The organism is Variovorax sp. LjRoot290 (assembly GCF_964253985.1).
Classification (GTDB): Bacteria; Pseudomonadota; Gammaproteobacteria; order Burkholderiales; family Burkholderiaceae_C; genus Variovorax.
In genome coordinates this window covers 1,509,540-1,531,097 of the sequence record NZ_CAXURW020000002.1, presented here as the reverse complement: position 1 = coordinate 1,531,097, position 21,558 = coordinate 1,509,540, and the positions used below count along the sequence as shown (strand labels likewise).

Below are 21,558 nucleotides of genomic sequence, written 5' to 3'. Positions count from 1 at the left end.
GGCAGCGGACTTGGGACGCCGAAATCACAAGAATGCCGTCTTCAGTGCGCTGGGCGCCTTCGGCGTGCCTGGTACTTCAGCAGCCTGCTAGGAGGGCGCCATGGGCAATCAGCAAACCACCGTGTCTGTGAAGACCGAACTCGACCGTCTGACTTCCGAGTTCTTCGGCGCTGTGTCGTTTGAACCCGCCAGCAGCCCACCAGCCTATGAGCGCATCCGGTCGCTCTTCATCAAGTCCGGTTTGCTCATCAAGAACGTGGGAGCCACGCCTGAAATCTCTACTGTTCAGGAATTCATCGAGCCAAGGGAGACCATGATCCGCAAGGGCGAACTGACGAGGTTCCTAGAAGAAGAGCTTTCCGAGGTAACGCAAATCTTTGGCAATATCGCGCACCGCTTCAGCGCGTACTCGAAGTCTGGAACCATGAATGGACGCTCTTTCACGGCGCGTGGGATGATTTCGACCCAGTTCATTCTGACGCCCACAGGGTGGAAGATGAGCGCAATGGCCTGGGACGATGAGAGGCCCGGCCTGTCATTGGCAATTGCCTGAGTTTCTCTGTACGGGGTTGACCGGTAAGCTCACAGAGCCTCTGGCTCGTGCTCGGGATGCATCAACCGGGCTCGGTCGCTGGCCCGCGTGTGCCGCCTTACCGACTCACCCGTTTGCGGTATATGTATATATTCGTTAAACCCTCTACTTCGCCTACAGCCGAGTTCCCAGACCGAAAAGGAGCACCCGTGAAGAAAGCTGTCGTATTTTCGCTTTTGGCCGCGGGCGCCGTGCTTGCAGGATGCGCCTCAAATCCACCGGGTTCCACATCTACGCGAACCGAAGTCTGCAAGGCAACCAGCGAGCGGGAAGTTGCCGCGCTGTTTGACCGCTGGAACCAGTCTTTGCAAACTGGCGACGCGCACAAGGTGGTTGCAAATTATGCGGAGAAATCTGTCCTGCTTCCCACCGTTTCCAACACACCGCGTCTCAATGCGGCGCAAAAGGAAGACTACTTTGAACACTTTCTTGAAAACAAGCCGTTCGGCCGCATTGACTTCAGAACAATAGAGATAGGTTGCACCACGGCAGTGGATGCTGGCCTATATACCTTCACGTTCGCCAAGACGGGAGCTGTCGTCAAGGCGCGGTACACGTACACCTACAAGTGGGACGGTAGTCAATGGCTAATCACCAGCCACCATTCTTCGGCCATGCCGGAGAAGTAAATTACCACCACCGGTGGGGTCTATCCATCGAGCGGACATGCCCTGGCCAAGCCGGCGTTGAATCGCGAAGCGATTGACCCCGGAAGGTCCTGCCTGTCTTCATCACCGGATTTTGGTTCCAGCCACTTCGCTTTGGGCGCATGCCGTCATGGAGCGTAGTCCTCGCGTCTGACCGCTTAGGGCCCGCTGGCGACCGTCCGAATTTGGCACATTTCGTGTGACAACTCGGTTCCGCACCTGTTGACCGACGACGACCTGCTACTTGCGTTTCGGCAGTTCGTCGCGTGTTTGCGCCCTGGCGGCGGATGCATCATCAGTGTCAGGGACTATGACGAGGAAGCGCGCGGCACGAACCTAGTCAAGCACTACGGAGCGCGGGTCGAAGACGACAAGCGCTACGTGCTGTTCCAAGTCTGGGATTTCGATGGCGACCACTACGACCTGTCCTTCTTCGTTGTTGAAGATGGACTGGCCACCGGCCAGGTGAAGACCCACGCGATGCGTTCAAGGTACTACGCAGTTTCGGTCGCACGGCTTTGCGAGTTGATGCGCAAGGCTGGCTTCGAGAGCGTGAAGCGGCTTGACGACGCGTTCTATCAGCCCATCCTGGTCAGCCCCAAGCCTGCGATTGGGTAGCCGACTGCCAAGGCAGAATGCGGCCGCAAAGGCGACGCTCTAGGGCGACCTCTCGATGTGGCTTGCTCCTTCTTCCAGAGTAGCCATCACCAGCTTCGCGTTTTTTTCGTCCAGACGGCCCGAAGCAGGTGAGTTGCCGCTCGCATCTCGCTGTGGAAAAGATGGCAGGCGACGCACCAACATGGCGTGCTGCACTGCATGGGCCCGACGCACATAAAACGTGCTGCTTCCAATGTGGAAAGGGCATTGTGCACTGCACCAAAACACGAAAGTCAAGAACTTGTTTTCCCCTTGGCCGGTGCATGACCCTGTGGATAACCGACTGAGCATCTCGCCGGAGCCGCATTCTGCTTGGCTTTCATTGCGGTGCTCATCGAACGAGCAATCCCATTCACAGTTCAAGTTTTATTTAGGACCCGAGCCGGCGCATGAAGTGGTACGTCAGGCAAGAATTTTCACGGAGGATCTCGGCGCCAAACGGGTGCTGGTGATGCCTTTGTCCTGGGGGCGACGATGAGCGGCCTGGGGCACGCCGTCGTTGCCGCCTTCAGGATACCGGTGAGCCCGTTTGGGTCGCGAACGAAGTTGCGGACCTTGCGGCCGCTTGATGCCAGCGGCGTTGCGACAGAATGCGGGCCAATACCGGCCGGTCAATGAGACGCGGCACATTCATGAGAATTCCCGACAGTCTTTGGCAACAGTTTCTTGAGGACGCTGGCGCTCACAAGCCCGCAAGCCGCCCTTTCAAGGTTTTCATGGCCGTTCTAGCCGGACTCGTCGCGTACGGGGCCGTTCTATTTCACAAAATAGTGCAGGCCGCTTGTCGTCGCAGTCGGAAGCTTCATCGGGTACATGTGGTTCGTGTCCGAGCCGACGGGCAGAATGCGGCCATCAGCGGTCGGTCACCACCGGCAGCTACCTGGCCGGCTAACCATTCATGATCCCCACGGAATCACCGCCCGGGGCGGATCCTCACCCCGCTAACAGCCATCAGTCAAGACCACGCGACGCGCCAAACGGTGGAGCTTGGATTGCCAAGGCTGCTAGAGGTCGGCGCCAACACGCCTTGCATCGCCAGTGGCGCACCGTGGACCCTGATCAGCTCGACGACGCAGCGGCGGAACTGTGTCTCGACGAGCGCTTGCGGGCGATGCCACCCGTGAAGGCGGTCTCTGAGTGGCTGAAGCCCTTGAGCAGTTTGAAGTCCCTGGCGGATATGCGAGTGGGGGCGCATCGCGCGCCGAGCGACGAACGTCCCTAGAGCGCGCACACTGGTCGCTCTCGGCCTTGCCGGGAATGGAACGTCGGATGACGGAACTGAACATGGCGCGGCGGCGCGGGATCGTGATGTGGGAGGCCGCTTGCGAGCGCCTTAAGAACGCACTGCACGCGGCCCCGCACATGTCGCCGGCGACGCCCGAACAGGTCGTGGAAGCGCTGCGCCTCGCCCGCAAGGCCCTCGACGAGCTTGAGCTGGCGTTTGCACCGGAAGACGCCGATTGATCACAGACACCGGCCCCGTCGGGGGATCTGGCTCAGGGACCAGCGAAGGCGCTCTCCGCTGAGGCCTTGGTCGCCGACTATCTAAGCGGACGCAGCGTGGTGGAGGTTGTTCACAAGGCCGCAGTGCAAGCGGCCCGAACGCGGCTACTCAATGGGCAGGTGCCCATCCTTGATGAGACGCTGTGCAGCGATATTGACAGCTGACAGCGAGGCGAGTGAACCGGTCCGCGATGAGCTACAAGGATCCGAGGGGCGTCTGAATAGCCCAAGGTCGCTCAATTCCCCCGTACCCCTTTGCGGCCGCCACAGGCGTAGGACCAGGTCAATCCGGACTGCGCACATGACCCTCAATCTCGTCACGGGCGTCCCAAAGCGTCTGGTAGGCGCGAATCAGCGCCACTCGAATGACGTCTTGGTGAGTGGGCGCATCAAAGCTCCGATCGCTGCTCAGCGAATTGGCGGACACGGCTGCGGCAACGAGCTGCACGGCTTGCGAAAAGCGTGCTTCGTCGATTGCGGATCTTTCGCTCATGGGCACACTCCGGTGAAAGCATTGGTGCATACCGCGATGGGCGGGGTAACGCCGCCATCAGTAGCCAAGACACGCACCGAATCGACATGCTTATACGCAACTGTACGCCTGCGCGACGCGCTTCCCTGCATCCGGCTGAGTTCGTTCATAGTTAGACCGAGATCCCATCAAGATTAAGGCTCAACTTTGACGGCGGCGCGCGCAAGTGGTTGATTCGATGAGAAAAACGGGCATCGTGATCGCGCCCTGTTGGGAGACCACCACCAAGGTTGGGCAGGGCGCGTCCCGCAATCGAAACGGACGATGGTCGCCAGGATCGGGCATCGGCACGCTATCCAAGAGGCGGACGCGACACTCGACGTTGAGCGTTGTGCCTTCCTTCGACAGGTGATACGGTCGAAATCCGTCGTTCAACTCGACGACAACAACACCCAAAGGAGGTATTCCATGGGAGACCAGAGACGCCCGCTGCGACCGGGAGAACTTGCGCCGGCGTTCGCGCTTCCGGCGGCCAACCTCGAAGGAATGGTCTCCCTCGACAGCTTGCGTGGTCGCCCGTTCCTGATTGGCTTCTATCGCGGGCTGCATTGCCCGTTCTGCCGGCGCCAGGTGCTTCAGCTTGCAGGCGTACAGCCGGCCTTGCATGCGGCCGGCGTAGAGACCGTGGCAGTGATCAACACGCCCCTGGACAACGCCCGCCTGTATTTCCGCCACCGGCCGACGCCGGTCACGCTTCTGTGCGACCCGGAATGCGTCACGCACCGGGCCTTCGGCGTGCCGCGTGGCGAGTTCCTGCCGGATGGCAGCCTTGAGCAGCCCGAATGGCCCTATCAGGCAAGCATGGCGGAATTCGTCGCGTCGCGCATCAACCCTACCGGTGAGCTGCCGGAGCCGTTACAGCCGTTGGAAGCCCTCGCCGCACTCAACACCAAGGACGGCTTCGAGCTTGAAGAAGCCGACAAGGCGATCGTCGCGAACCACGGCACTCAGCTCGTCGGACACTTCCTGGTCGATGCGGCCGGCGTCGTCGGCTGGGTGCAGATCGAGGCGCCCGACGGGCCGAACAGCCTCTCCATCTTCCCGAATGCGGCGGAGATCATTGCCGCCGCTGGCAGCCTTGGATGTTGACCTACGGCGGATCACCCGCCGCCGTTTTGCTGCCAGGAAGCAGCCTCTGGCCATATGCAGCAACCGTTGCTTGCTGCATATGCCGTCGAGCGATCGAGGGCGATGGACCGCAAGGGAGCCCGGTGCTGTACGTGACATGCGAGCGCCGAATACCGGTGTCGGCCAAGAGCAGCCCTTCGCTGGATAGGCAGAATTCGAGGTTGCCACTGCCAAGTCCAAGCCACTCAAATGCCTGAAGTACATCCTCGCGGCCAAATGTTGGCCTTCGACCAATCTTTGAATACATTCGTCGCACAGCCGGGATTGATGTTGCCCTGCACCACTATCGCTGAAATGCTTGAGCAGGTTGAAGCGAGAACAGGCGCCTACGTTGTGCCGCACGACCCATCGAAATACTTCCGGTACCACCTGTCGCGCGATGACCCCACTTTTGTGCTTGTGGACATTCATGTCACCCGCGATGGAGAGGAGATATGTATCAGACAAGATATGTCGTATCCGCTGCTTCCGAGCGACAAGGTGATATTTGGCCATCTTGCCTGCTGAGCAGTCGACGTGACGTCATCGCCTTTTGGACTGTGGCCGTTCCGGCGTGACAACGTCGTGGCTCTCGGAAGCGCAGCCTAGACTTCCGTTGCCGGCCAACAGCGGCCGGTCGTTTCGGGTCTGCTAGTTAGGCAAGCGCACGTGCTCGTCCGTGTGGTCGCCTGCAGCTGGACTTAGGATCGCCGTGAGCGCTCGCCGCTGCAGGAGGTAGAGCCGGCCGCCGGCGAACGCCCACTCGATGTCGTGGCTCCCGCCAAACACCTCGTCGCAGCGGAGCGCGAGCGCATGAAGCGCGGCGAGCTGTGCATCGTCGAGGCAGAGCACGCGGGTGAGCCCCTCGGAAACGTGTGTGCTGCTTGTGCCGCCTTCCGGGTCGGTGCGTATGGCGACGTCCTTCAGTCCCGCGATTCGCTCGGCGACGGCACCGTCACGCCTCAAGCGGAACCGATCTGGGATGACGAGACCGGCAACGACCGACTCCCCGAGCCCCCAGGCCGCCTCGATCACGATCTCGTCCGACCCGTTGACGGGGTTACGGCTGAAGAGCACGCCGGCGGAGTCCGCATCGACGAGTTCCTGTACGACGACGGCCATTCTCGGCTCGCGGGGCAGCCGAAGGCGCTCGCGGTACGCGAACGCTGAAGGCGAGCGCGCCGAGCGCCAGATGGCGGACACGGCGTCAACGAGTTCGGGCTCGGAGCGCAGGTTCAGCTGCGTCAGGTGCTGTCCTGCGAAGCTCGCCTGCTCGGAGTCCTCGCCCACTGCGGACGAGCGCGCCACGAGCGGGGCGCCGAGCGTGCGAAAGACTGCAGCCAGCCGCTGCCTCGCGTCGCGTTCGTCAGCAGCGAGTGCATCCACGAACCCGTACGGAAGCGCGACACCCGCGGGAACGGGCAGGCCCGCACGCGTGGCCGCGGCTAGCTGCGCGGCCTTGCCGCCAAACAGGCTTTCCTCGAGCTCCTCGGTAAGTGCTGCCGGTTTCATCGTCGCCTGCTTCCGTCATGCGACGAGCTCGACCTCGCCCGCGGTGCCATCGACGATGATCCTCGCACCGTCCAGGAGCACGGAGGTCGCATCGGTGCACCCGACGACTGCTGGCAGCCCGTACTCGCGCGCGACGATCGCGGCATGCGAGAGCAGCCCGCCCCGGTCGGTCACGATCGCGCCGAGGAGCGGCAGCACGATGTTGAATGCCGTCGTCGTGGAGTTCGTGACGAGGATGTCGCCCCGCTCGATGCGACCAAACTCCTCGGTGCCGCGAATCACCCGTGCGGTGCCCTCGTACACGCCCGGGCTGACGCCGAGACCGTGAACCTTTCGCTCCTCGGTGCGTGGCTTCGGCGCGGCGAAGATCGCCTGCACGGCTGCACCGATCGCGCGCTCCAGCCTTGCCGCCGAGGGCGGCAGCCACTCGGGCGGCAGCGGATCGCCCGGCTCGCCGCCGAGAAACGCCGGCGCATCCGCGTAGCGCGCCTTGAGCCGGTAGCGCGCACGCTCGGCCAGTTCCTCGCCCGATGGGCCATCGCCGGACTCGACGAGGCTTCGCAGCTCCGCGTAGCCGGCCTCGACGAGATGGCCCGGATCGGCGAGCCGCCCCGCCGCCGTAAGCCGGCGGCCGGCCGCGAGGATCGCGCGCCGCATGATCCCGATAGCCCAGAGGTCGGCGTAGATGCCCCGCTCGTCGCGTAGCCGGTAGGTCGCCCGAGCCTCCTCGAGCAGCGCGTCGAAGGCGTCGCGATGCCGAGCGGGCACTGCTTCCCGCAACTCAGAGGTCTTCCGGTCCAGGTCGTTCGCCGGTGGAGTCTCGAGGCGATCGAATGCTGTGTGGATCGCTCCGACGATCAGCTCGGGAAGCTCGTGCACCGACGGGTCGCCCACGTCCTCGCCGTTTACCGGCCGGTAGGCGACACGATCGACGTATGCCGAAGCGAGCCGGCCCGTGTCGCCGGACAGCGAGCGAAGCGCGGCGACCACCTCGCCCGGCTCTCCGGCCGACGTGAGCAAGGTCGTCGCCGTCGTATCCAGTCGGAGCGCGCCGACCAGTCGCTCGAGGTCCTCGTCTGCACCGAGCGGGTCGGGGTTCGCGCCCTGGAGAAGACCGAGTAACTGGGCCGGCGAGCGGCCTGTCCACTCTTGCGCGTGCACGAGGAAGTCGCCCACAGGCAGGAGCGCCGGCACGTTGAAGAGGTGATGGATGTACGCGCCATGGATCTGGTTCTCGCGGCAGCGATCGATGTATGCGAGGAGCGCAGGCGTGTCGAGCGCCGCCGGGTCAACCGCGAGCAGCGCGAGGTGAGCTCGGATCGCCGCGGGCTTCACCTCCCGGTCCCAGTGCTCGAGGTCCTCACGCCAGAGCTTGCGCTCGAACACGGTCGCGCTCGTCTCGAGCCGGCGCCGAATCATTGGGTGACTGCCCGCGAGCTCGTCCCACACCTCTTTCGGAGGGTGACCGACCGCCTCCCTCGGCGCGCCGACGGGACGTGCGCAGTAGTACGGGAACCCGTTGACGAAGCCCGCCTCCAGGTACTCGAGCAACGATCCGTAGCGGCGGAGGCTCTCGCCGAAGCCGCGCTGGAACGCGTCGGGAAAGATCTCCGCGTGGAAGCGGGTCACCGGCCGCGTCCAGTGAGTCGGGTCGAGGAACCACGATCCCGGACCGGGTGGGGCGAAGGTTTGCTCAGCGACGAGTGTCATCATTACCAACCTCCTTCATGCTTGCCGGATTGCGGCGAAGTTCGTCCGTCAGCACGCGTACGGCCCAGGCGGCGGCCTTGCCGGCCTCCTGGCCCTCGAGGCCCCACTGGTCGCGCATCGCCTGCCAGGCGGGCGCGCTCACGAGCAGGTAGATCACCGCAAGGGCGCGTTGGCGCTCGGCCGGCCCGAGCCCGTCGGTGACCTCCCGCATCGCCTTCTCGAACGTCGCCAGTCGCCGGCGCCGCGTGCGGGCCCGGATCTCCTGTCCGCGCTTGGATAGGAGGGCGCGGATCAGCGGCGCTCGCTCGTCGTACATGCGATAGAGCGCAGGCGCCATCTCGCGGACGCCCTCAAGCGTGTCTGGGTAGGAAAGGAGGACGACCCGGAGGTGCTCCTCCGCCCATTCACCGAACTCGTCGAAGAGCGCCTCCTTGGTCGGAAAGTGCCGGTAGACGGTACGGACCGACACGCGGGCGCGCACGGCGACAAGCGGAACGGTGACCTCGTTGACCTCCTCGTCCGCCAGCACATCTGCCGTCGCCTCCAGTATCCGAAGGCGTGTCTGCTCCATCTGTTCTGCGCGGAGCGGGCTTTCGTACGTGGTCGTGCTCATGACAGCAGAATAATCATGTCACGTTGTCGTGTCAAGAAGGCATGCTGGCATGTCCTCAATTGCCGCACCCCATGATGCCGTGGCAAAGCCGATTGAAAATCGTGAATCTCTACGCTGCATCGCGACTAATCCCGCGGCCCTGCGCCGTGCGCGTGCCAGCCCGTTAGCCGCGACATGGACCGCAAGGGGCTCGGAGCCGCGGGCCGGCGACAGGCTACAGTCGGCCAGAACCGGTCTTTCGACTAACGAGTCCAATCCTGATCGCATGAGCGCACAGCCCTTTCCTGCAGAGCGATGATCCGCGGCGAACGAAAGGACACTCACGATGACCATCACCATCACCGCCTTTGAACGGTCGCCCGACGGCGGCAAGGGTCTGGCGCGCGACACGCGCGTCCGCTGGGCGCTGGAGGAAGCCGGCCTGCCCTACGAGGTGCGCCTGGTGTCCTTCCGCGCGATGAAGGAGGCCGCGCATCTGGCGCTGCATCCCTTCGGCCAGATCCCCACCTACGAGGAAGGCGACCTCGCGCTGTTCGAGACCGGCTCCATCGTGCTGCACATCGCCGAGCGCCACTCGGGCCTGTTCCCCGCCGATGCCAACGCAAGGGCGCGCGCCATCACGTGGATCTTCGCGGCGCTCAATACGGTCGAGCCTCCCATCCTCGAACTCGTCACCGTCAAGCTGGTGGAAGGCGACAGGCCCTGGAAGGCCGAGCGCCTGCCCCTCGTCGAGGACCGGGTGCGCGCCCGACTGAACCAGCTGGCCGCCCGCCTGGGCGACGGCGACTGGCTGGACGGCGGCTTCAGCGCGGGCGACCTGCTGATGGTGTCGGTGCTGCTCCGGCTGAGACCGTCCGGCCTGCTGAACGAGTTTCCCAGCCTGGCCGCCTATGTCGCTCGGGGCGAAGCGCGGCCGGCTTACCAGCGGGCGTTCGCCGCGCAACTGGCGATCAACGCCGCCCCCTTACCGGCGGGCTGACGGGGCGCCGCTGCCGGCGCGGACGAAGCGATGCACAGCCGTCGCCCTGGGCATCCGCGGAACTTCCGGGGCGACTCAGAGCCCAGCGGAAGCGGTCATTGGTAGGGGTCAATCGACGACTGGGAAAACACGGCAACCGAACGGCCACACTCGAAAGTTGCGAACTCGCACTCTCGACCCCAGAGCCGAAACACGGCGCTTCCGAAACAGAACATTCGCGACTTCGTCGAGCGCGGTTTCCGCTTCGAGGATGCGCGCTCGACGCTTGGTGTTCCCCTGATTCAGACGTCGAATCGCTCGCAACGGCCATGCGCCGCCGACCTGGCAGGCTCCTGTGCGAAGATGTGCCCTGACGCGGCTACCGCGCGGTGGTCTCGATCGAGGGACCCCTGCATGCCCACTCCCGCACCCGGCCCATCCTCCCCCGCGATCCGCGCGCTGCTGTTGTGCGACCTGGTCGCCAGCACCCACCTCGTCGAGCGCCTGGGCGACGCCGCTGCGGCCGAGTTGATGGCACGCCACGACCGCATCGCGCGTGACCTGCTTGCTGCCCACGGCGGCCGCGAGATCGACAAGAGCGACGGGTTCCTGCTGCTGTTCGAGCGGCCGGTCGAGGCGGTGCGCTTCGCGCTTGCCTACCAGGCGCAGCTGCTCGAACTCGGCGCCCAGTCGAAGACTTCCCTCGCCTCGCGCGTGGGCATTCATCTCGGCGAGGTGGTGCTGCGCGAGAACGCGGCCGCCGACGTCGCGCGAGGCGCCAAGCCGTTGGAGGTCGAGGGCCTGGCCAAGGCCATCGCCGCGCGCGTCATGTCGCTCGCCGGCCAGGGGCGCATTCTGATGACACGCACGGCCTACGACTTCGCGCGCCGGGGTGCGGTGGGCCATGCCGACGAGGCCGCGCTGCGCTGGGCCGTGCACGGGCCGTACCGGATGGCCGGCGTTGACGATCCGGTGGAGGTCTGCGAAGTGGCCACCGCCGGCGCTGACGCGCTGACGCCGCCTCCAAGCGCGGAAAAGGCGCAGCGCGTGGCCCAGGCCACCACATCGCCGACGTCCGCAGCGCCGGCCGCCGGACCGCTGCTCGCCGTGCTCGCGTTCGACAACCTGTCCAACGACCCCGAGATGCAGTTCTTCTCCGACGGCGTCAGCGAGGAAATCATTCAGCGCGTATCGCGTGGCAGCCAGCTCAGGGTGATCGGACGCACGTCGAGCTTCCAGTTCCGCGGCGATCGCAAGGCCGAGGCGGCGAACGCCTTGCATTGCACCCACGTGCTCGACGGCTCGATCCGCCGCGCAGCAGCCCGCGTGCGGGTCAGCGCGCACCTGATGGAGGCCGCCTCGCAGACCACGCTGTGGTCGGAACGCTTCGAGCGCGGGCTGGAAGACATCTTCGCCGTGCAGGACGAGATCTCCGAGAACATCGCCCGCGCACTCGATCAGGCCTTCGCCAGCGCACCGGCCCCGACGGTGGAGCCGGCGGTATATGACCTCTACCTCCGATCGAGGCCGAAGGGCTACGCGCCCGACGAACTGCGCACCCACGTTGGCGTGCTGGAGCTGGTGACCACGCGCGCACCGCAGTTCGCCGCGGCATGGGGGCGGCTGGCCTATCTGCGTGCCTTCTTGCGCTTCTACCAGCCGTTCGCCGAGCGCGCGGCCAGCGCGGCGCAGGTGAACCGCGAAGCCGAGCGCGCGCTGTCGCTCGATGCACAGAACCTCGACGCGATGGCAGGGCAGTACTTCGTGATCGCGCCGTTCGGGCGTTTCGTCGAGGCCGATGTCGCGCTCGTTCGTCTGCGCCGCGCACCCGGCACGGGCGACGGGCAGCGCTACACCGGCTGGGCCCTGCGCCACTTCGGCTGGATGCGCGAGGCGCTGACTGCCACCGAGCAGGCCTACCAGCTCGATGTGCTGGATCCGATGTCGGCCAACCTCCTCGCCCTCGCGCGCATGGCGGCAGGCCATATCGCCGACGCCATTCCCGTGTTTGAGGAACTGGTGGAGCGCATGCCCACGATGAGCTTTCCGGTGTCCAGCCTGCTGCGCGCCCACGCATTCCAGCAGGACTGGGCCGCGGTGGACCGGCTGCTCGCCCTGGCCGAGCAACGCCAGTTGCGCGAGTTCCAGGACGGGCTGCCCTTCATCCGCGCCAAGCGCGACCCCTCGCCCGCGCACATCGGTGCGTGGCGCGAGGAGCTCGCGGCGCATGTTCGCAAGACGGGCCGGATCGACGTGTCACGCCTCGTGTACGCGGCCCACCTGGGCCTGGTGGACGAGGCTTACGCCGCCGCCGACGCCGCACGCCTGGGGCCGGCCGGCCATGCCGACGACATCATGGGGCCCGACGGCTACCGCACCGCGCTGCTGTTCCAGGCCAGCATGCCCGAGCTGCGCAACGATCGGCGTTTCGCGCCGTTGTGCGCGCGGCTCGGACTCGTCGAGTTCTGGCTGGCCAGCGGCAAGTGGCCCGACTGCGCGAGCGAAGTGCCCTACGACTTCCAGCGCGCATGCGAGCAGGCACGGGCCGTGCCGAAAGAAGACTTCGGCTTCTGAGCGCCCGCGCCCCGGCGCTTCACACGGTCACGAACGACTCGCCCTTGTGCGCGGCGGTGACCCCGTCGAGCGTGGCGTTCACCGACTTCCAGCTCTTCAGCGCCTTGATGCGCGCCAGCCAGCCCTGCACGTAGGGATAGGCCGTGAAATCGCAACCGATCACTTCGCCCAAGGTGAGCAGTCCGGCGCCGAAATGGTCCGCGATGCTGATCGCATCCCCGCACACGTAGTTGTGCCCGGGGCCGAGGATGTGGTCGTTGAGGACTTGCAGCCACACCTTCGAGCGCTCCTGGCCCCACTGCACCGTGCCGGCCTGCGCCTCGTCGCTGCGCCGCTTGTGGTGCGGCAGCAGCTGGGCGAACACCAGGCCGAAGCAGTAGTCGCGGCTCAGTTGGGTGTTGAACCAGTCCATGCGCTCGTTGACGCGGGCCCGCTGCTGCAGGCCCTTGGGGTACAGCGGCGAGTCGATCTTGTCGGCCAGGTATTTCAGGATCGCCGAGCTCTCGGTGAGGCGGAAATCACCGTCCTCCAGCATCGGCACCAGCGCATTCGGGTTGAGCGCACGATAGGCCGGCTGCAGGTGCTCGCCCTTGAAGATGTCGACCACCTTCAGGTCGAGATCGATACCGCTCTCCGCAGCGAAGAGCAGTACGGGCCTGCTCGCGGTGGAAGCGGGGTGGTAGTAGAGCTTCATCTCAGGTCTCCTAGCTCATTGCGCGCTCTGCACGCGCTCGTTGGGATCGATCACGCCGAGGTTCTCAATGACCTTCATCTGCCCGGCCTGCACCTGGCCGACGTACATGGTAAGCCGCAGGTGATGCTGGCCGGGCACCATTTCGGCGGCCCCGCCCGGTCCTTCGGCGATGCGCGCGTGGTCGAGTGCGCGGATCACCGCCGCCTGATCAAGCGTGCCGGCCTCCCGCACGGCCGCCTCCCAGAGCTTCAGCCCGCGATACAGCCCCGTGCTGGCGCTGCCGGCGGTGAACTTGGCGCTGCCCGGAAATCGCGCGTCGTAGCGGCGCAGCAGCGCCGTGCTGAATGGGTCGCTGACGGCCTGGTAGTAGTCGAGGCAGCTGTAGAGCCCCTCGACATGCTCGGCCGGCAGCAGGCTCGCAAGATTCTCCTCGAAGTAGGGGCAGACGATCCGGCCGCCGCGCTTCGTGAAGCCGGCCTCGTACAGCTGCCGCAGGAACGGCGTCACGCCGGGCGGCACCGTGGTGTTGAAGACCACCTGCGCGCCGCTGGACATGATCTTGTCGACCGTGCCGCGGTAGTCCGCGTGATCGACGGGGAAATACTCCTCGCCGACGATCGAGCCGCCGTGCGCGGTGACCGCGGCACGCACCCGCTTGTTCATCACGTGCGGCCAGATGTAGTCAGCCGACGGGAGGTAGAACCGGCGCGCATCGGTGTGCTTCATCAACCAGGGGATCAGCGAATCGACCTGTTGTGCCGGCACGGGGCCGGTGCAGAAGATGAGCGGGTCGCTCTCCTCGCCTTCGTACTGCTCCGGGTAGATGTAGAGCTTCTTGCCCTGCACGACGGCCGGGCCCTTGATCGCCTGCCGGGTGGAGCTGTAGATGCCGCCGAAGATCACGTCCACGCGATCGCCCTGAACCAGCTTGGCGGCCTTGGCGGCGGCCACCTTGTCGTCGGTGGCGCTGTCTTCGATGATCAGCTCGATGCGCCGCCCGAGCAGACCGCCGCCGGCGTTGATCTCGTCGACCACCAGGCGGGCGAGGTTGGCGTTGGCAATGCCGAGGAAGGACAGTGGGCCGGTCTGGTCGGTGACGAGGCCGATCTTGATGGATGCTTGGCTCACGATGGGATCTCCTAGCGGATGGTGGATGGGTACGGCCCTGTCGCGGGGTGTAGGCACTGTGCGCGCCGGGGGGCGGCCGCGTCTTTAAGCGATGTGAAACGTTGCTAAAGCCCGCCGCGTGGCCCGACAATCGGGGCCGACAAGCAAGAGAGGCGCTCAGGTCTTGGTCTTCAAGGCGAAGGGGTTCGAAGTGCGGCCGGCCGAGCGCCGCCTGCTGTCCCATGGCCAGCCGGTCTCGCTCGGTGGACGCGCGTTCGACTTGCTGCTGGCGCTGATCGAGCTGCGCGACCGCGTGGTCGCCAAGGACGAGCTGCTGGCGCGGGTCTGGCCTGGCACGGTGGTCGAGGAGAACAACCTCACCGTGCAGATCTCGTCGCTGCGCAAGGTTCTCGGGCCGGACGCCATCGCCACCGTGGCGGGGCGCGGCTACCGGTTCACGCTGCCCTTGCTGGACGACGACGCTCCCGCCTCACCGGCCGAGCCGTCATCGCCGCGCGAGCGCCCCGTGATCGCCGTGCTCGCCTTCGACAACCTGTCGAACGAGCCCGAGATGCAGTTCTTCTCCGACGGCGTCAGCGAGGAGATCATCCAACGCCTCGCGCGTGGCACCCAGCTGCGGGTGATCAGCCGCACCACGAGCTTCCAGTTCCGTGGCGAACGAAAGGCCGAGGCGGCGCAACGCCTGAACTGCGCCTACGTGCTCGACGGCTCGATCCGCCGCGCGGCCGGCCAGGTACGCATCAGCGCCCACCTGATAGAGGCCGCGTCCGGCACGACGCTGTGGTCCGACCACTATGACCGTGCGCTGGAAGGCATCTTCGAGGTCCAGGACGACATCGCCGAAAGCATCGCGCGCGCGCTCGACCACGGTTTCTTCGGTGTTGCGACGCGCGCAGTCGATCCTGCGGTCTATGACCTCTACCTGCGATCCAGCCCTAAGTCCTATGCCCCGGACGAGCTGCGCACCAGCGTCGGCGTGCTCGAGGTGGTGACGCAGCGCGCACCGCATTTCGCCGAGGCCTGGGGGAGGCTCGCCTACGTGCGCAGCTTCCTGCACATGTACCTGCCATTTGCCGAGCGTGCAGCCAGCGCCGGGCACGTGGTTCGCGAGGCCTCGCACGCGCTGGCGCTCGACGCGCAGAACAACGACGCCCTCGTCGCGCGATGCTTCGTGATGCCGCCCTTCGGCCGGTTCGTCGAAGCCGAGGAGTTCCTCGAGCGTCTGCGCCAGGCGCCCGGCTCGGGCGCCGGCCGGCGCTACATCAGCTGGCTGCTGCGCCTGACCGGCCGCCTGCGTGCGAGCCTCGACGAGGCCGAACGCATCTACCGCCTGGACATGCTCGATCCGATGTCGGCCAACCTGGTGGCGCTGGCCCGCATGGCCACGGGGCAGGTCGCCGAGGCGGTGCCCGTGTACGAAGACCTCGTGGCGCGCATCCCCGACATGAGCTTTCCGATCTCGAGCTTGCTGCGGGCCCATGCCTTCCTGCAGGATTGGGCGGCGGTCGATCGCCTGCTCGCGCTCGCGGCCACGCGCCCGCTGCGCGAGTTCCAGGACACCATCCCTTTCGTCCGCGCCAAGCGCGACCCGACGCCTGAGCACATCGGCGCCTGGCGCAGCGAGTTCGAGGCGCACGTGATGATCACCGGCGGTGTGGATGTGGCGCGCCTGGTCTATGCCGCGCACCTGGGCCTGGTCGACGAGGCCTTCCGTGCTGCCGAGGGCGCCCGCCTGGGCCCTGTGGGGGCCAGCATCGACATCATGGGCCCCGACGGCTACCGCACCGCGCTGCTGTTCCAGGCCAGCATGCCCGAGCTGCGCAACGACCCACGCTTCCCGCGGCTGTGCGCGCGTCTGGGACTGGTGGAGTTTTGGCTCGCCAGCGGTCAGTGGCCCGATTGCGCGGACGAGGTACCCTACGATTTTCGGCAAGAGTGTGAATGGGCGAAGGGTGTGCCTAGGGAGATCTTCGGGTTTTGACGGCGCAACGACGTGGGTCCGGCGCGCTCTTCTGCTCATTCGCACTGCACTTGTCATGCCGGGCTGAGCAGCCCATCCACTTGCAGCGTGTTCAGATTTGCGCGGCCGGCCCTCTCTGGGGCTGCAGCCCAATCCAATGTCGGCTTGATTCCTGCCGCAAGGCATGGCGATGGAGCGGCAGTCTTGTGGCGTCAGCTGACCAGGTCCAACCATCGGTAGTACGCGCCCACGAATGGCAGGAACCAGGGTGGCCCGAGATGGCCGGGAATGGGAGGCCACTGCAGTCTGCGCAGTGGATTGGCCTCCGGCTCGCCGTTGATGGCCCGAGCCATGTTCTGCCCCATGTACACCGACATCTGGGTTCCGCTGCCGCTGAAGCCCATTGCGTAGTGCAGCCCCTTCACCTCACCTGCCCGCGGCAGGCGGTCGGCGGTCATGTCGACGACGCCGCCCCAGCAATAGTCGATGCGCGTGTCGCGCAACTGGGGAAACAGGACTTTCATGTTGCGTTCGAGCACGGCACCGCTCTTGGCGTCGGATGCCGGGCTTGACAGCGCGAAGCGGGCCCGACCGCCGAAGACCAGCCGGTTGTCGGGCGTCAGCCGGAAATAGTGGCCGACATTCTTCGTTGTCGTCGCATTCCGGCCGCCCGGCATGATTGACGCCACCAGCGTTTCGGACAGCGGCTCGGTTGTCACGACGAAGCTGCCGATCGGAACGATGCGGCGGCGGAAATAACCGAATGGCCCGTGTCGCGACGGACCCGTCGCCACGAGCACTTGGTCAGCCTCAACGGTGTCGTGAGCGGTCTGCACCCGGAATGCATTGCCCGACAGGCGTGCCAGTCCGATGACCGCGGTGTTCTGGAAGATGCGCGCGCCGCTGCGCTGCGCCGCTGCGGCGAGTCCCGCGCCGAAACGGCCCATGTGCATCTGGGCACTCTTGTGCATCACCAGCCCGCCGTAGAAGAGCTCTGACCCGACCTCGCTCGCGATCACTTCCGGGCCCACCAGCGACGTATCCGGGTCGACATGGCGCTGCAGCAGGGCGTATGCCTTCTCCAGCTTGGCAAAATGGTGCGGCTTGGCTGCGAGCTTGATCTTGCCGTTGCGCCGGAAGTCGCATTCGATCCCTTCGTCCCGCACCAACCGCTCGACGCAGTCCACTGCGCTGTCGTAGGCATGGTAGAGCGCGCGCGCCTGCTCCAGCCCAAGTTGCCGCGCCACGACGCTGAAGTCATGGGGCAGTCCGTTGTTGCAGTGGCCGCCGTTGCGCCCTGACGCCTCACCCGCCACGCGCCCGGCCTCGAGGACGACCACCGTCGCCCCCTTGCGTGTCAATGCCAGCGCTGCCGACAGTCCGGTGAAGCCACCGCCGATGATCGCAACATCGGCCCGGGCATCGAGGCCGCGCGGGTCGAGCCCTTCGAATTGCGCTGCCGTGTCGGTCCAGTAGGACGCCAGCTTCATCACGCGGCGTGCGTCCGCCGTGCGGAGCGCTGCTGCGAGGCGTAGGCAAGCGCTGCCAGCAGCACGGTCATCGACACCAAGATCGAACTCACCGCCGCAATAGTGGGATCGACCTGCTCGCGGATCGACAGGAACATCTCACGTGTCAGGGTCGTGGTTTCTCCGCGCGCGATGAACAGCGCAACGACGACTTCATCCAGCGATGACAGGAAACTGAAGACTGCAGCCACGAACATGCTGGTACGGATCTGCGGCAGGGTGACCGTGATGAAGGCTTTCGCCCGGTTGACGCCCAAGCTGCGCGCCGCCATTTCCTGGTTCATGTCGAAAGAGCGCAGTCCGGCACCGGCGGTGAGTAGCACATAGGGGATCGCCAACAGCACGTGGGCGAGGACCAAAGCCCCCATGCTTCCGACCAGCCCCATCTTGCTGAAGACAGCGAACACGCCGACGCCGATGATGATGATCGGGACGATCATCGGCGTCATCAGCAGGACGTAGGCGTAACGCGCTCTGGCCATCCCGCAGGTCATGAGGCCATAGCTGGCCGCGGTTCCGATCGGCACCGCGATCAGCATCGTCAGCGTCGCGATCTCGAAGGAGGTGGAAGCGGCGGCCAGCCACTGGCGCGATCCCAAGAACGCCTGGTACCAGCGCACCGACCAGCCCGGCGGCGGAAAGCGCAACGAAGCGCTGTCTCCGAAGGAGACCGGAAGGATGATCAGCACCGGGATCGTGAGGAACAACAGGATCAGGGCGACCGCCGATGCGATCACGATGCGGTGCGAACGTTCGAGCAGGATCATTGTGTCTCACCGATCCGCCAGGATCTTGCCCAGAGGAACGACCCGGTCGCCCAGCCACAGGATCAGCAGCGTGGCGCCGAGAAGGACGAAAGCCACCGCGCTGGCCGAACCGAACTGGAAGTACAGATCGATATTGCGCTGGACCAGCATCGAGACCATGACGGTTCGCCCGCCGCCGAGCAGCTCCGGCGTGATGTAGAAGCCAAGCGACAGCACGAACACGAACACGCTGCCCGCCACCAGCCCGGGAAGCGACAGCGGAAGGATCACCGTCCGGAACACGCGGCCCGGACGCGCGCCCAGGCTGGCGGCGGCGCGTCCGAAGTCGGGCGGGATCTGCGTCAGGCTGCTGTACAGCGTCAGGACGACGAAGGGAAGCATGATGTGGACCATGCCGATGATGGATCCGGTGAGGTTGTGCACCAGCGCAAGAGGGGACTCCACCACGCCAGCCCACGTGAGGAACTGGTTGACCAGCCCCGTGCGCTGCAGCAGCACCAGCCAGGCGTAGGTTCGCACCAGCACACTGGTCCAGAACGGGATCAGAACCAGCACCATGATGATGGTGGCCGTGCGCGGCCTGCTGACCGCCGCCAGGAATGCAACCGGATATCCCAGCACCACGCAAATCGCGGTGACGGCGAGGCTTGCGACGAAGGTCCGCTGGAACGTTGCAAGCGTCCCTTCTTCCGTGAAGATCCGTACGTAATTCATCAGGGTCAGCGCACCGGCCTGGTCGGTGACCGACTGCCAGAACAGCCAGGCCAGCGGGATGACCATCAACGCGACCACGAACGCCGCGGCCGGCAGCACCAGGGCGAACAATCCCCACTGCTCGCGCCGGCCGGCGCGCGCCAGGTCCGCCGCGTTGTCGGATCGGCAGAGGACCGGTGGAAAGGTGTCGATGGCCGGGCTCATGCGGCAAGCGCCTGCGGGCCGGGAAGCGCGGCGCGGCGCACGAGGATGGTGTCCTGGACGTGAAGCGCCACCGTCACCCGCGCCCCGACCCGCGGCAGCGAGCTCATGTTGCGGTGGTGGCAATGCTGGCGCAGCCCGACCGACGTTCCGTCGTCGAGGCGCACCGAGATCTTCACGCTCTCGCCCTGGTAGATGACGTCATCGACGGATCCGTCGAAGCGGTTCCAATCCTCTCCCCCGACGGAGGCATCGAGGATCAGCTTCTCCGCATGCACCGCCAAGGCCACGGGACCGTCCTGCGGAACAGGCCGCCCCGTGCGCAGCCGCGACATGCCGAGCGACACCGACCCGTCTTCCGAGCGCCGCAACGGCACCAGCGTCGATTCGCCGACGAAGCTCGCCACGAAATCGTTCCGGGGAAAGTTGTACAGCTCCGTGGGCGTGCCCAACTGCTCGATCCTTCCGCTTCGCATCACCGCGATGCGATCGCTCATCGTCAGCGCCTCGCGCTGGTCATGCGTCACGTAGATCATGGTGGCCCCAAGCTTGGCATGCAGCTGCCGCAGTTCGATCTGCATGGTTTCGCGCAGCTGCTTGTCGAGGGCCGAGAGCGGCTCGTCCAGCAGGATCAGCGTGGGATCGAAAACGAGGGCCCGCGCCAGCGCCACGCGCTGCTTCTGCCCTCCTGACAACTGACCGATCTTGCGGCCTTGGTAACCTGCAAGTTCGACCAGGGAGAGCGCATCGGCCACCCGCCGGGCGATCTCGGCAGACCCTGTGTTGCGGGCGCGCAAGGGATATGCGATGTTGCTTTCCACGGTCATGTGGGGGAACAAGGCGTAGTTCTGGAACACCATGCCGATGTTGCGCAGGTGCGGCTGCAGCAGCGTGACGTCTTGTCCTCCGCCGCGGAGATGATCGTCTTCTTCTGCGCGTCGAGCAGCTTTCCACCGTCGGTGGCGTAAACGACGGTCTGCGACAACGCCGCGGCGCCGTGCAGCAGCAGCAGGCAGGCGCCGCCGGCGGCAACTGATTTCGTGAAACGGGACATGGACAATGACTCCTGAAGTACGACTCGGTGGGGCACTGCGGGTCTGCACACAGGCCTCTCCGCGCGGATGACGGTCATCCGTCCGGACAACCATAAGGGCTGTGATCGGTCCGGGTATTGGACGAAATTGCCGAGGTTGCGCCGCGGCAGGTCAGGTCAAGTCCGTCTTGACAACGCCGCGACGGCGGCGCGCAGGTCTCGCGCGTACTCGCGCCCGAATCGTGTCTGCGGCCGCAGCGCACTGCGTGACAGCACGATTTCCAAGAGCACGTCCGGCTGGAAAGGTCGAACCACCAGATCGCCGAAGTCGCGCCACGGAACCAGCCCGTCCACCAATGCAATCCCGAGGCCATGCTGGACCAGCGGGAGGGCGGCGATCGACAGGGACACTTCGATCTGCACCTGTGGCTGCACGCCCGCCTCCCGGAATGCCTGGTCCAGCAACTTGCCCGCAGGCGTTTGCGCGCTGTAGCTGATCAAGGGCTGCCCGACCAAGTCCGCGGGGGTCACGATGCTGAGTCCCGCCAGCGGCGAGTCGGGTCGCATCAGCGCCACGATGCCCGCCTTGCCCAGGGACTCGCACCGTAGCTGCGCCTCGGCCGACCAGCGCATGGTCACGCCAAGGTCGATGTCGCCAAGCATGATGTGTTCGTCGATCGCCTCCGCAGACAGCGTCTGCAGCACGACGCGCAGCCCGGGATTGCGCTGGCGGAAGCGCTCCGTGGCGTAAGGGAGCAAGGCGAAGGTCGGCGGCGCGCTCGCGCCGACCCGCAGCAATCCCAGCTGCTTGTCGCGGATGCGGTCCGACAAGCCCCTGAGGATCTCGATCTCGCGAAAGATCCTGTCGGCGTCGCGGTAGAGCAGCTGGGCCTCCGCGGTCGGCACCAGCCGGCCACCCAGGCGCTCGAACAGGGTGTATCCGATCTGGGTTTCGAAGTGCCGCAGCAGCTTGCTCACCGCCGGCTGGGACACATGCAGCGCTTCGGCGGCGGCGGTCAGGGACCGGTTGCGCATGACGGCGCGAAACACTTCGAGCTGACGGGCGTTCATGCGCAAGCATAACCAAAGGTTTGGTATTTCCAAACACTTGATATTGGCGCGGGCCG

21 protein-coding genes are annotated in these 21,558 nt (G+C 65.6%); 9 read left to right on the top strand and 12 right to left on the bottom strand.

Annotation, left to right across the window (positions count from 1 at the left end; genetic code table 11):
* The first annotated feature begins 100 nt into the window (after nt 1-100).
* The 4 genes from ACSQ9A_RS36400 (at nt 101) to ACSQ9A_RS36385 (ending at nt 3,360) form a co-directional block, all read left to right on the top strand.
* Nucleotides 101-553, top strand: coding sequence for a hypothetical protein (locus ACSQ9A_RS36400; protein ID WP_436307572.1), 453 nt, complete (start codon nt 101-103; stop codon nt 551-553).
* A gap of 188 nt (nt 554-741) precedes the next feature.
* A complete protein-coding gene (locus tag ACSQ9A_RS36395) occupies nt 742-1,221 on the top strand; it encodes an SgcJ/EcaC family oxidoreductase (protein WP_436307571.1) in 480 nt (159 codons plus the stop codon).
* 240 nt (nt 1,222-1,461) lie between these two features.
* Nucleotides 1,462-1,857, top strand: coding sequence for a hypothetical protein (locus ACSQ9A_RS36390; RefSeq protein ID WP_436307570.1), 396 nt, complete (start codon nt 1,462-1,464; stop codon nt 1,855-1,857).
* 1,308 nt (nt 1,858-3,165) lie between these two features.
* A complete protein-coding gene (locus ACSQ9A_RS36385) occupies nt 3,166-3,360 on the top strand; it encodes a hypothetical protein (RefSeq protein WP_436307569.1) in 195 nt (64 codons plus the stop codon).
* A gap of 322 nt (nt 3,361-3,682) precedes the next feature.
* Here the strand turns inward: ACSQ9A_RS36385 and ACSQ9A_RS36380 are convergent, their stop codons facing one another.
* The gene (locus ACSQ9A_RS36380; protein ID WP_436307568.1) at nt 3,683-3,892 is read right to left on the bottom strand and encodes a hypothetical protein; all 210 of its coding nucleotides are present in this window, start codon (nt 3,890-3,892) and stop codon (nt 3,683-3,685) included.
* 447 nt (nt 3,893-4,339) lie between these two features.
* On the opposite strand from ACSQ9A_RS36380, the gene ACSQ9A_RS36375 reads away from it, so the two are divergent.
* Complete coding sequence (locus ACSQ9A_RS36375) at nt 4,340-5,020, top strand: redoxin domain-containing protein (protein WP_436307567.1); 681 nt, start codon at nt 4,340-4,342, stop codon at nt 5,018-5,020.
* Between the two features lie 228 nt (nt 5,021-5,248).
* Nucleotides 5,249-5,566 carry a hypothetical protein gene (locus ACSQ9A_RS36370; RefSeq protein WP_436307566.1) on the top strand — a complete coding sequence of 106 codons (318 nt, stop codon included), beginning with the start codon at nt 5,249-5,251 and terminating at the stop codon, nt 5,564-5,566.
* Between the two features lie 123 nt (nt 5,567-5,689).
* On the opposite strand, the gene ACSQ9A_RS36365 is transcribed toward ACSQ9A_RS36370, so the two are convergent.
* Genes ACSQ9A_RS36365 through ACSQ9A_RS36355 form a run of 3 tightly spaced genes read right to left on the bottom strand, consistent with a single transcriptional unit; the run spans nt 5,690 to nt 8,873 of the window.
* Nucleotides 5,690-6,550, bottom strand: coding sequence for a PEP/pyruvate-binding domain-containing protein (locus tag ACSQ9A_RS36365; protein WP_126840234.1), 861 nt, complete (start codon nt 6,548-6,550; stop codon nt 5,690-5,692).
* Between the two features lie 15 nt (nt 6,551-6,565).
* Complete coding sequence (locus ACSQ9A_RS36360; protein ID WP_436307565.1) at nt 6,566-8,263, bottom strand: PEP-utilizing enzyme; 1,698 nt, start codon at nt 8,261-8,263, stop codon at nt 6,566-6,568.
* The gene (locus tag ACSQ9A_RS36355; protein ID WP_436307564.1) at nt 8,244-8,873 is read right to left on the bottom strand and encodes a TetR/AcrR family transcriptional regulator; all 630 of its coding nucleotides are present in this window, start codon (nt 8,871-8,873) and stop codon (nt 8,244-8,246) included. The genes ACSQ9A_RS36360 and ACSQ9A_RS36355 overlap by 20 nt, the downstream gene beginning before the upstream one ends.
* 325 nt (nt 8,874-9,198) lie before the next feature.
* Between ACSQ9A_RS36355 and ACSQ9A_RS36350 the strand changes: the two genes are divergently transcribed.
* Both ACSQ9A_RS36350 and ACSQ9A_RS36345 read left to right on the top strand, forming a co-directional pair.
* Complete coding sequence (locus ACSQ9A_RS36350) at nt 9,199-9,852, top strand: glutathione S-transferase family protein (RefSeq protein ID WP_436307563.1); 654 nt, start codon at nt 9,199-9,201, stop codon at nt 9,850-9,852.
* Between the two features lie 393 nt (nt 9,853-10,245).
* Nucleotides 10,246-12,405, top strand: coding sequence for a hypothetical protein (locus ACSQ9A_RS36345; protein WP_436307562.1), 2,160 nt, complete (start codon nt 10,246-10,248; stop codon nt 12,403-12,405).
* A 19-nt stretch (nt 12,406-12,424) separates the two neighbouring features.
* Here ACSQ9A_RS36345 and ACSQ9A_RS36340 read toward each other — a convergent pair whose 3' ends face one another.
* Nucleotides 12,425-13,099, bottom strand: coding sequence for a glutathione S-transferase family protein (locus ACSQ9A_RS36340; protein WP_436307561.1), 675 nt, complete (start codon nt 13,097-13,099; stop codon nt 12,425-12,427).
* Nucleotides 13,100-13,114: 15 nt separating this feature from the next.
* Nucleotides 13,115-14,227, bottom strand: coding sequence for a substrate-binding protein (locus ACSQ9A_RS36335; protein WP_436307560.1), 1,113 nt, complete (start codon nt 14,225-14,227; stop codon nt 13,115-13,117).
* Between the two features lie 163 nt (nt 14,228-14,390).
* Here ACSQ9A_RS36335 and ACSQ9A_RS36330 point away from each other — a divergent pair, with 163 nt between their 5' ends.
* On the top strand, nt 14,391-16,208 hold the full coding sequence (locus tag ACSQ9A_RS36330) for a winged helix-turn-helix domain-containing tetratricopeptide repeat protein (RefSeq protein WP_436307559.1): 1,818 nt from the start codon (nt 14,391-14,393) through the stop codon (nt 16,206-16,208).
* Nucleotides 16,209-16,399: 191 nt separating this feature from the next.
* Here the strand turns inward: ACSQ9A_RS36330 and ACSQ9A_RS36325 are convergent, their stop codons facing one another.
* From ACSQ9A_RS36325 to ACSQ9A_RS36300, 6 genes are all read right to left on the bottom strand, one after another.
* Complete coding sequence (locus ACSQ9A_RS36325; protein WP_436307558.1) at nt 16,400-17,677, bottom strand: NAD(P)/FAD-dependent oxidoreductase; 1,278 nt, start codon at nt 17,675-17,677, stop codon at nt 16,400-16,402.
* The gene (locus tag ACSQ9A_RS36320) at nt 17,677-18,483 is read right to left on the bottom strand and encodes an ABC transporter permease (RefSeq protein WP_436307557.1); all 807 of its coding nucleotides are present in this window, start codon (nt 18,481-18,483) and stop codon (nt 17,677-17,679) included. Before ACSQ9A_RS36320 ends, ACSQ9A_RS36325 begins: the two co-directional genes overlap by 1 nt.
* Before the next feature lie 6 nt (nt 18,484-18,489).
* Entirely contained in the window at nt 18,490-19,401 is a 912-nt protein-coding gene (locus tag ACSQ9A_RS36315; RefSeq protein ID WP_436307556.1) for an ABC transporter permease, read from the bottom strand.
* Nucleotides 19,398-20,258 carry an ABC transporter ATP-binding protein gene (locus ACSQ9A_RS36310; RefSeq protein ID WP_436307772.1) on the bottom strand — a complete coding sequence of 287 codons (861 nt, stop codon included), beginning with the start codon at nt 20,256-20,258 and terminating at the stop codon, nt 19,398-19,400. Before ACSQ9A_RS36310 ends, ACSQ9A_RS36315 begins: the two co-directional genes overlap by 4 nt.
* The gene (locus ACSQ9A_RS36305) at nt 20,222-20,452 is read right to left on the bottom strand and encodes a hypothetical protein (protein WP_436307787.1); all 231 of its coding nucleotides are present in this window, start codon (nt 20,450-20,452) and stop codon (nt 20,222-20,224) included. The genes ACSQ9A_RS36310 and ACSQ9A_RS36305 overlap by 37 nt, the downstream gene beginning before the upstream one ends.
* Before the next feature lie 156 nt (nt 20,453-20,608).
* A complete protein-coding gene (locus tag ACSQ9A_RS36300) occupies nt 20,609-21,502 on the bottom strand; it encodes a LysR family transcriptional regulator (RefSeq protein WP_436307771.1) in 894 nt (297 codons plus the stop codon).
* Nucleotides 21,503-21,558: the final 56 nt, after the last annotated feature.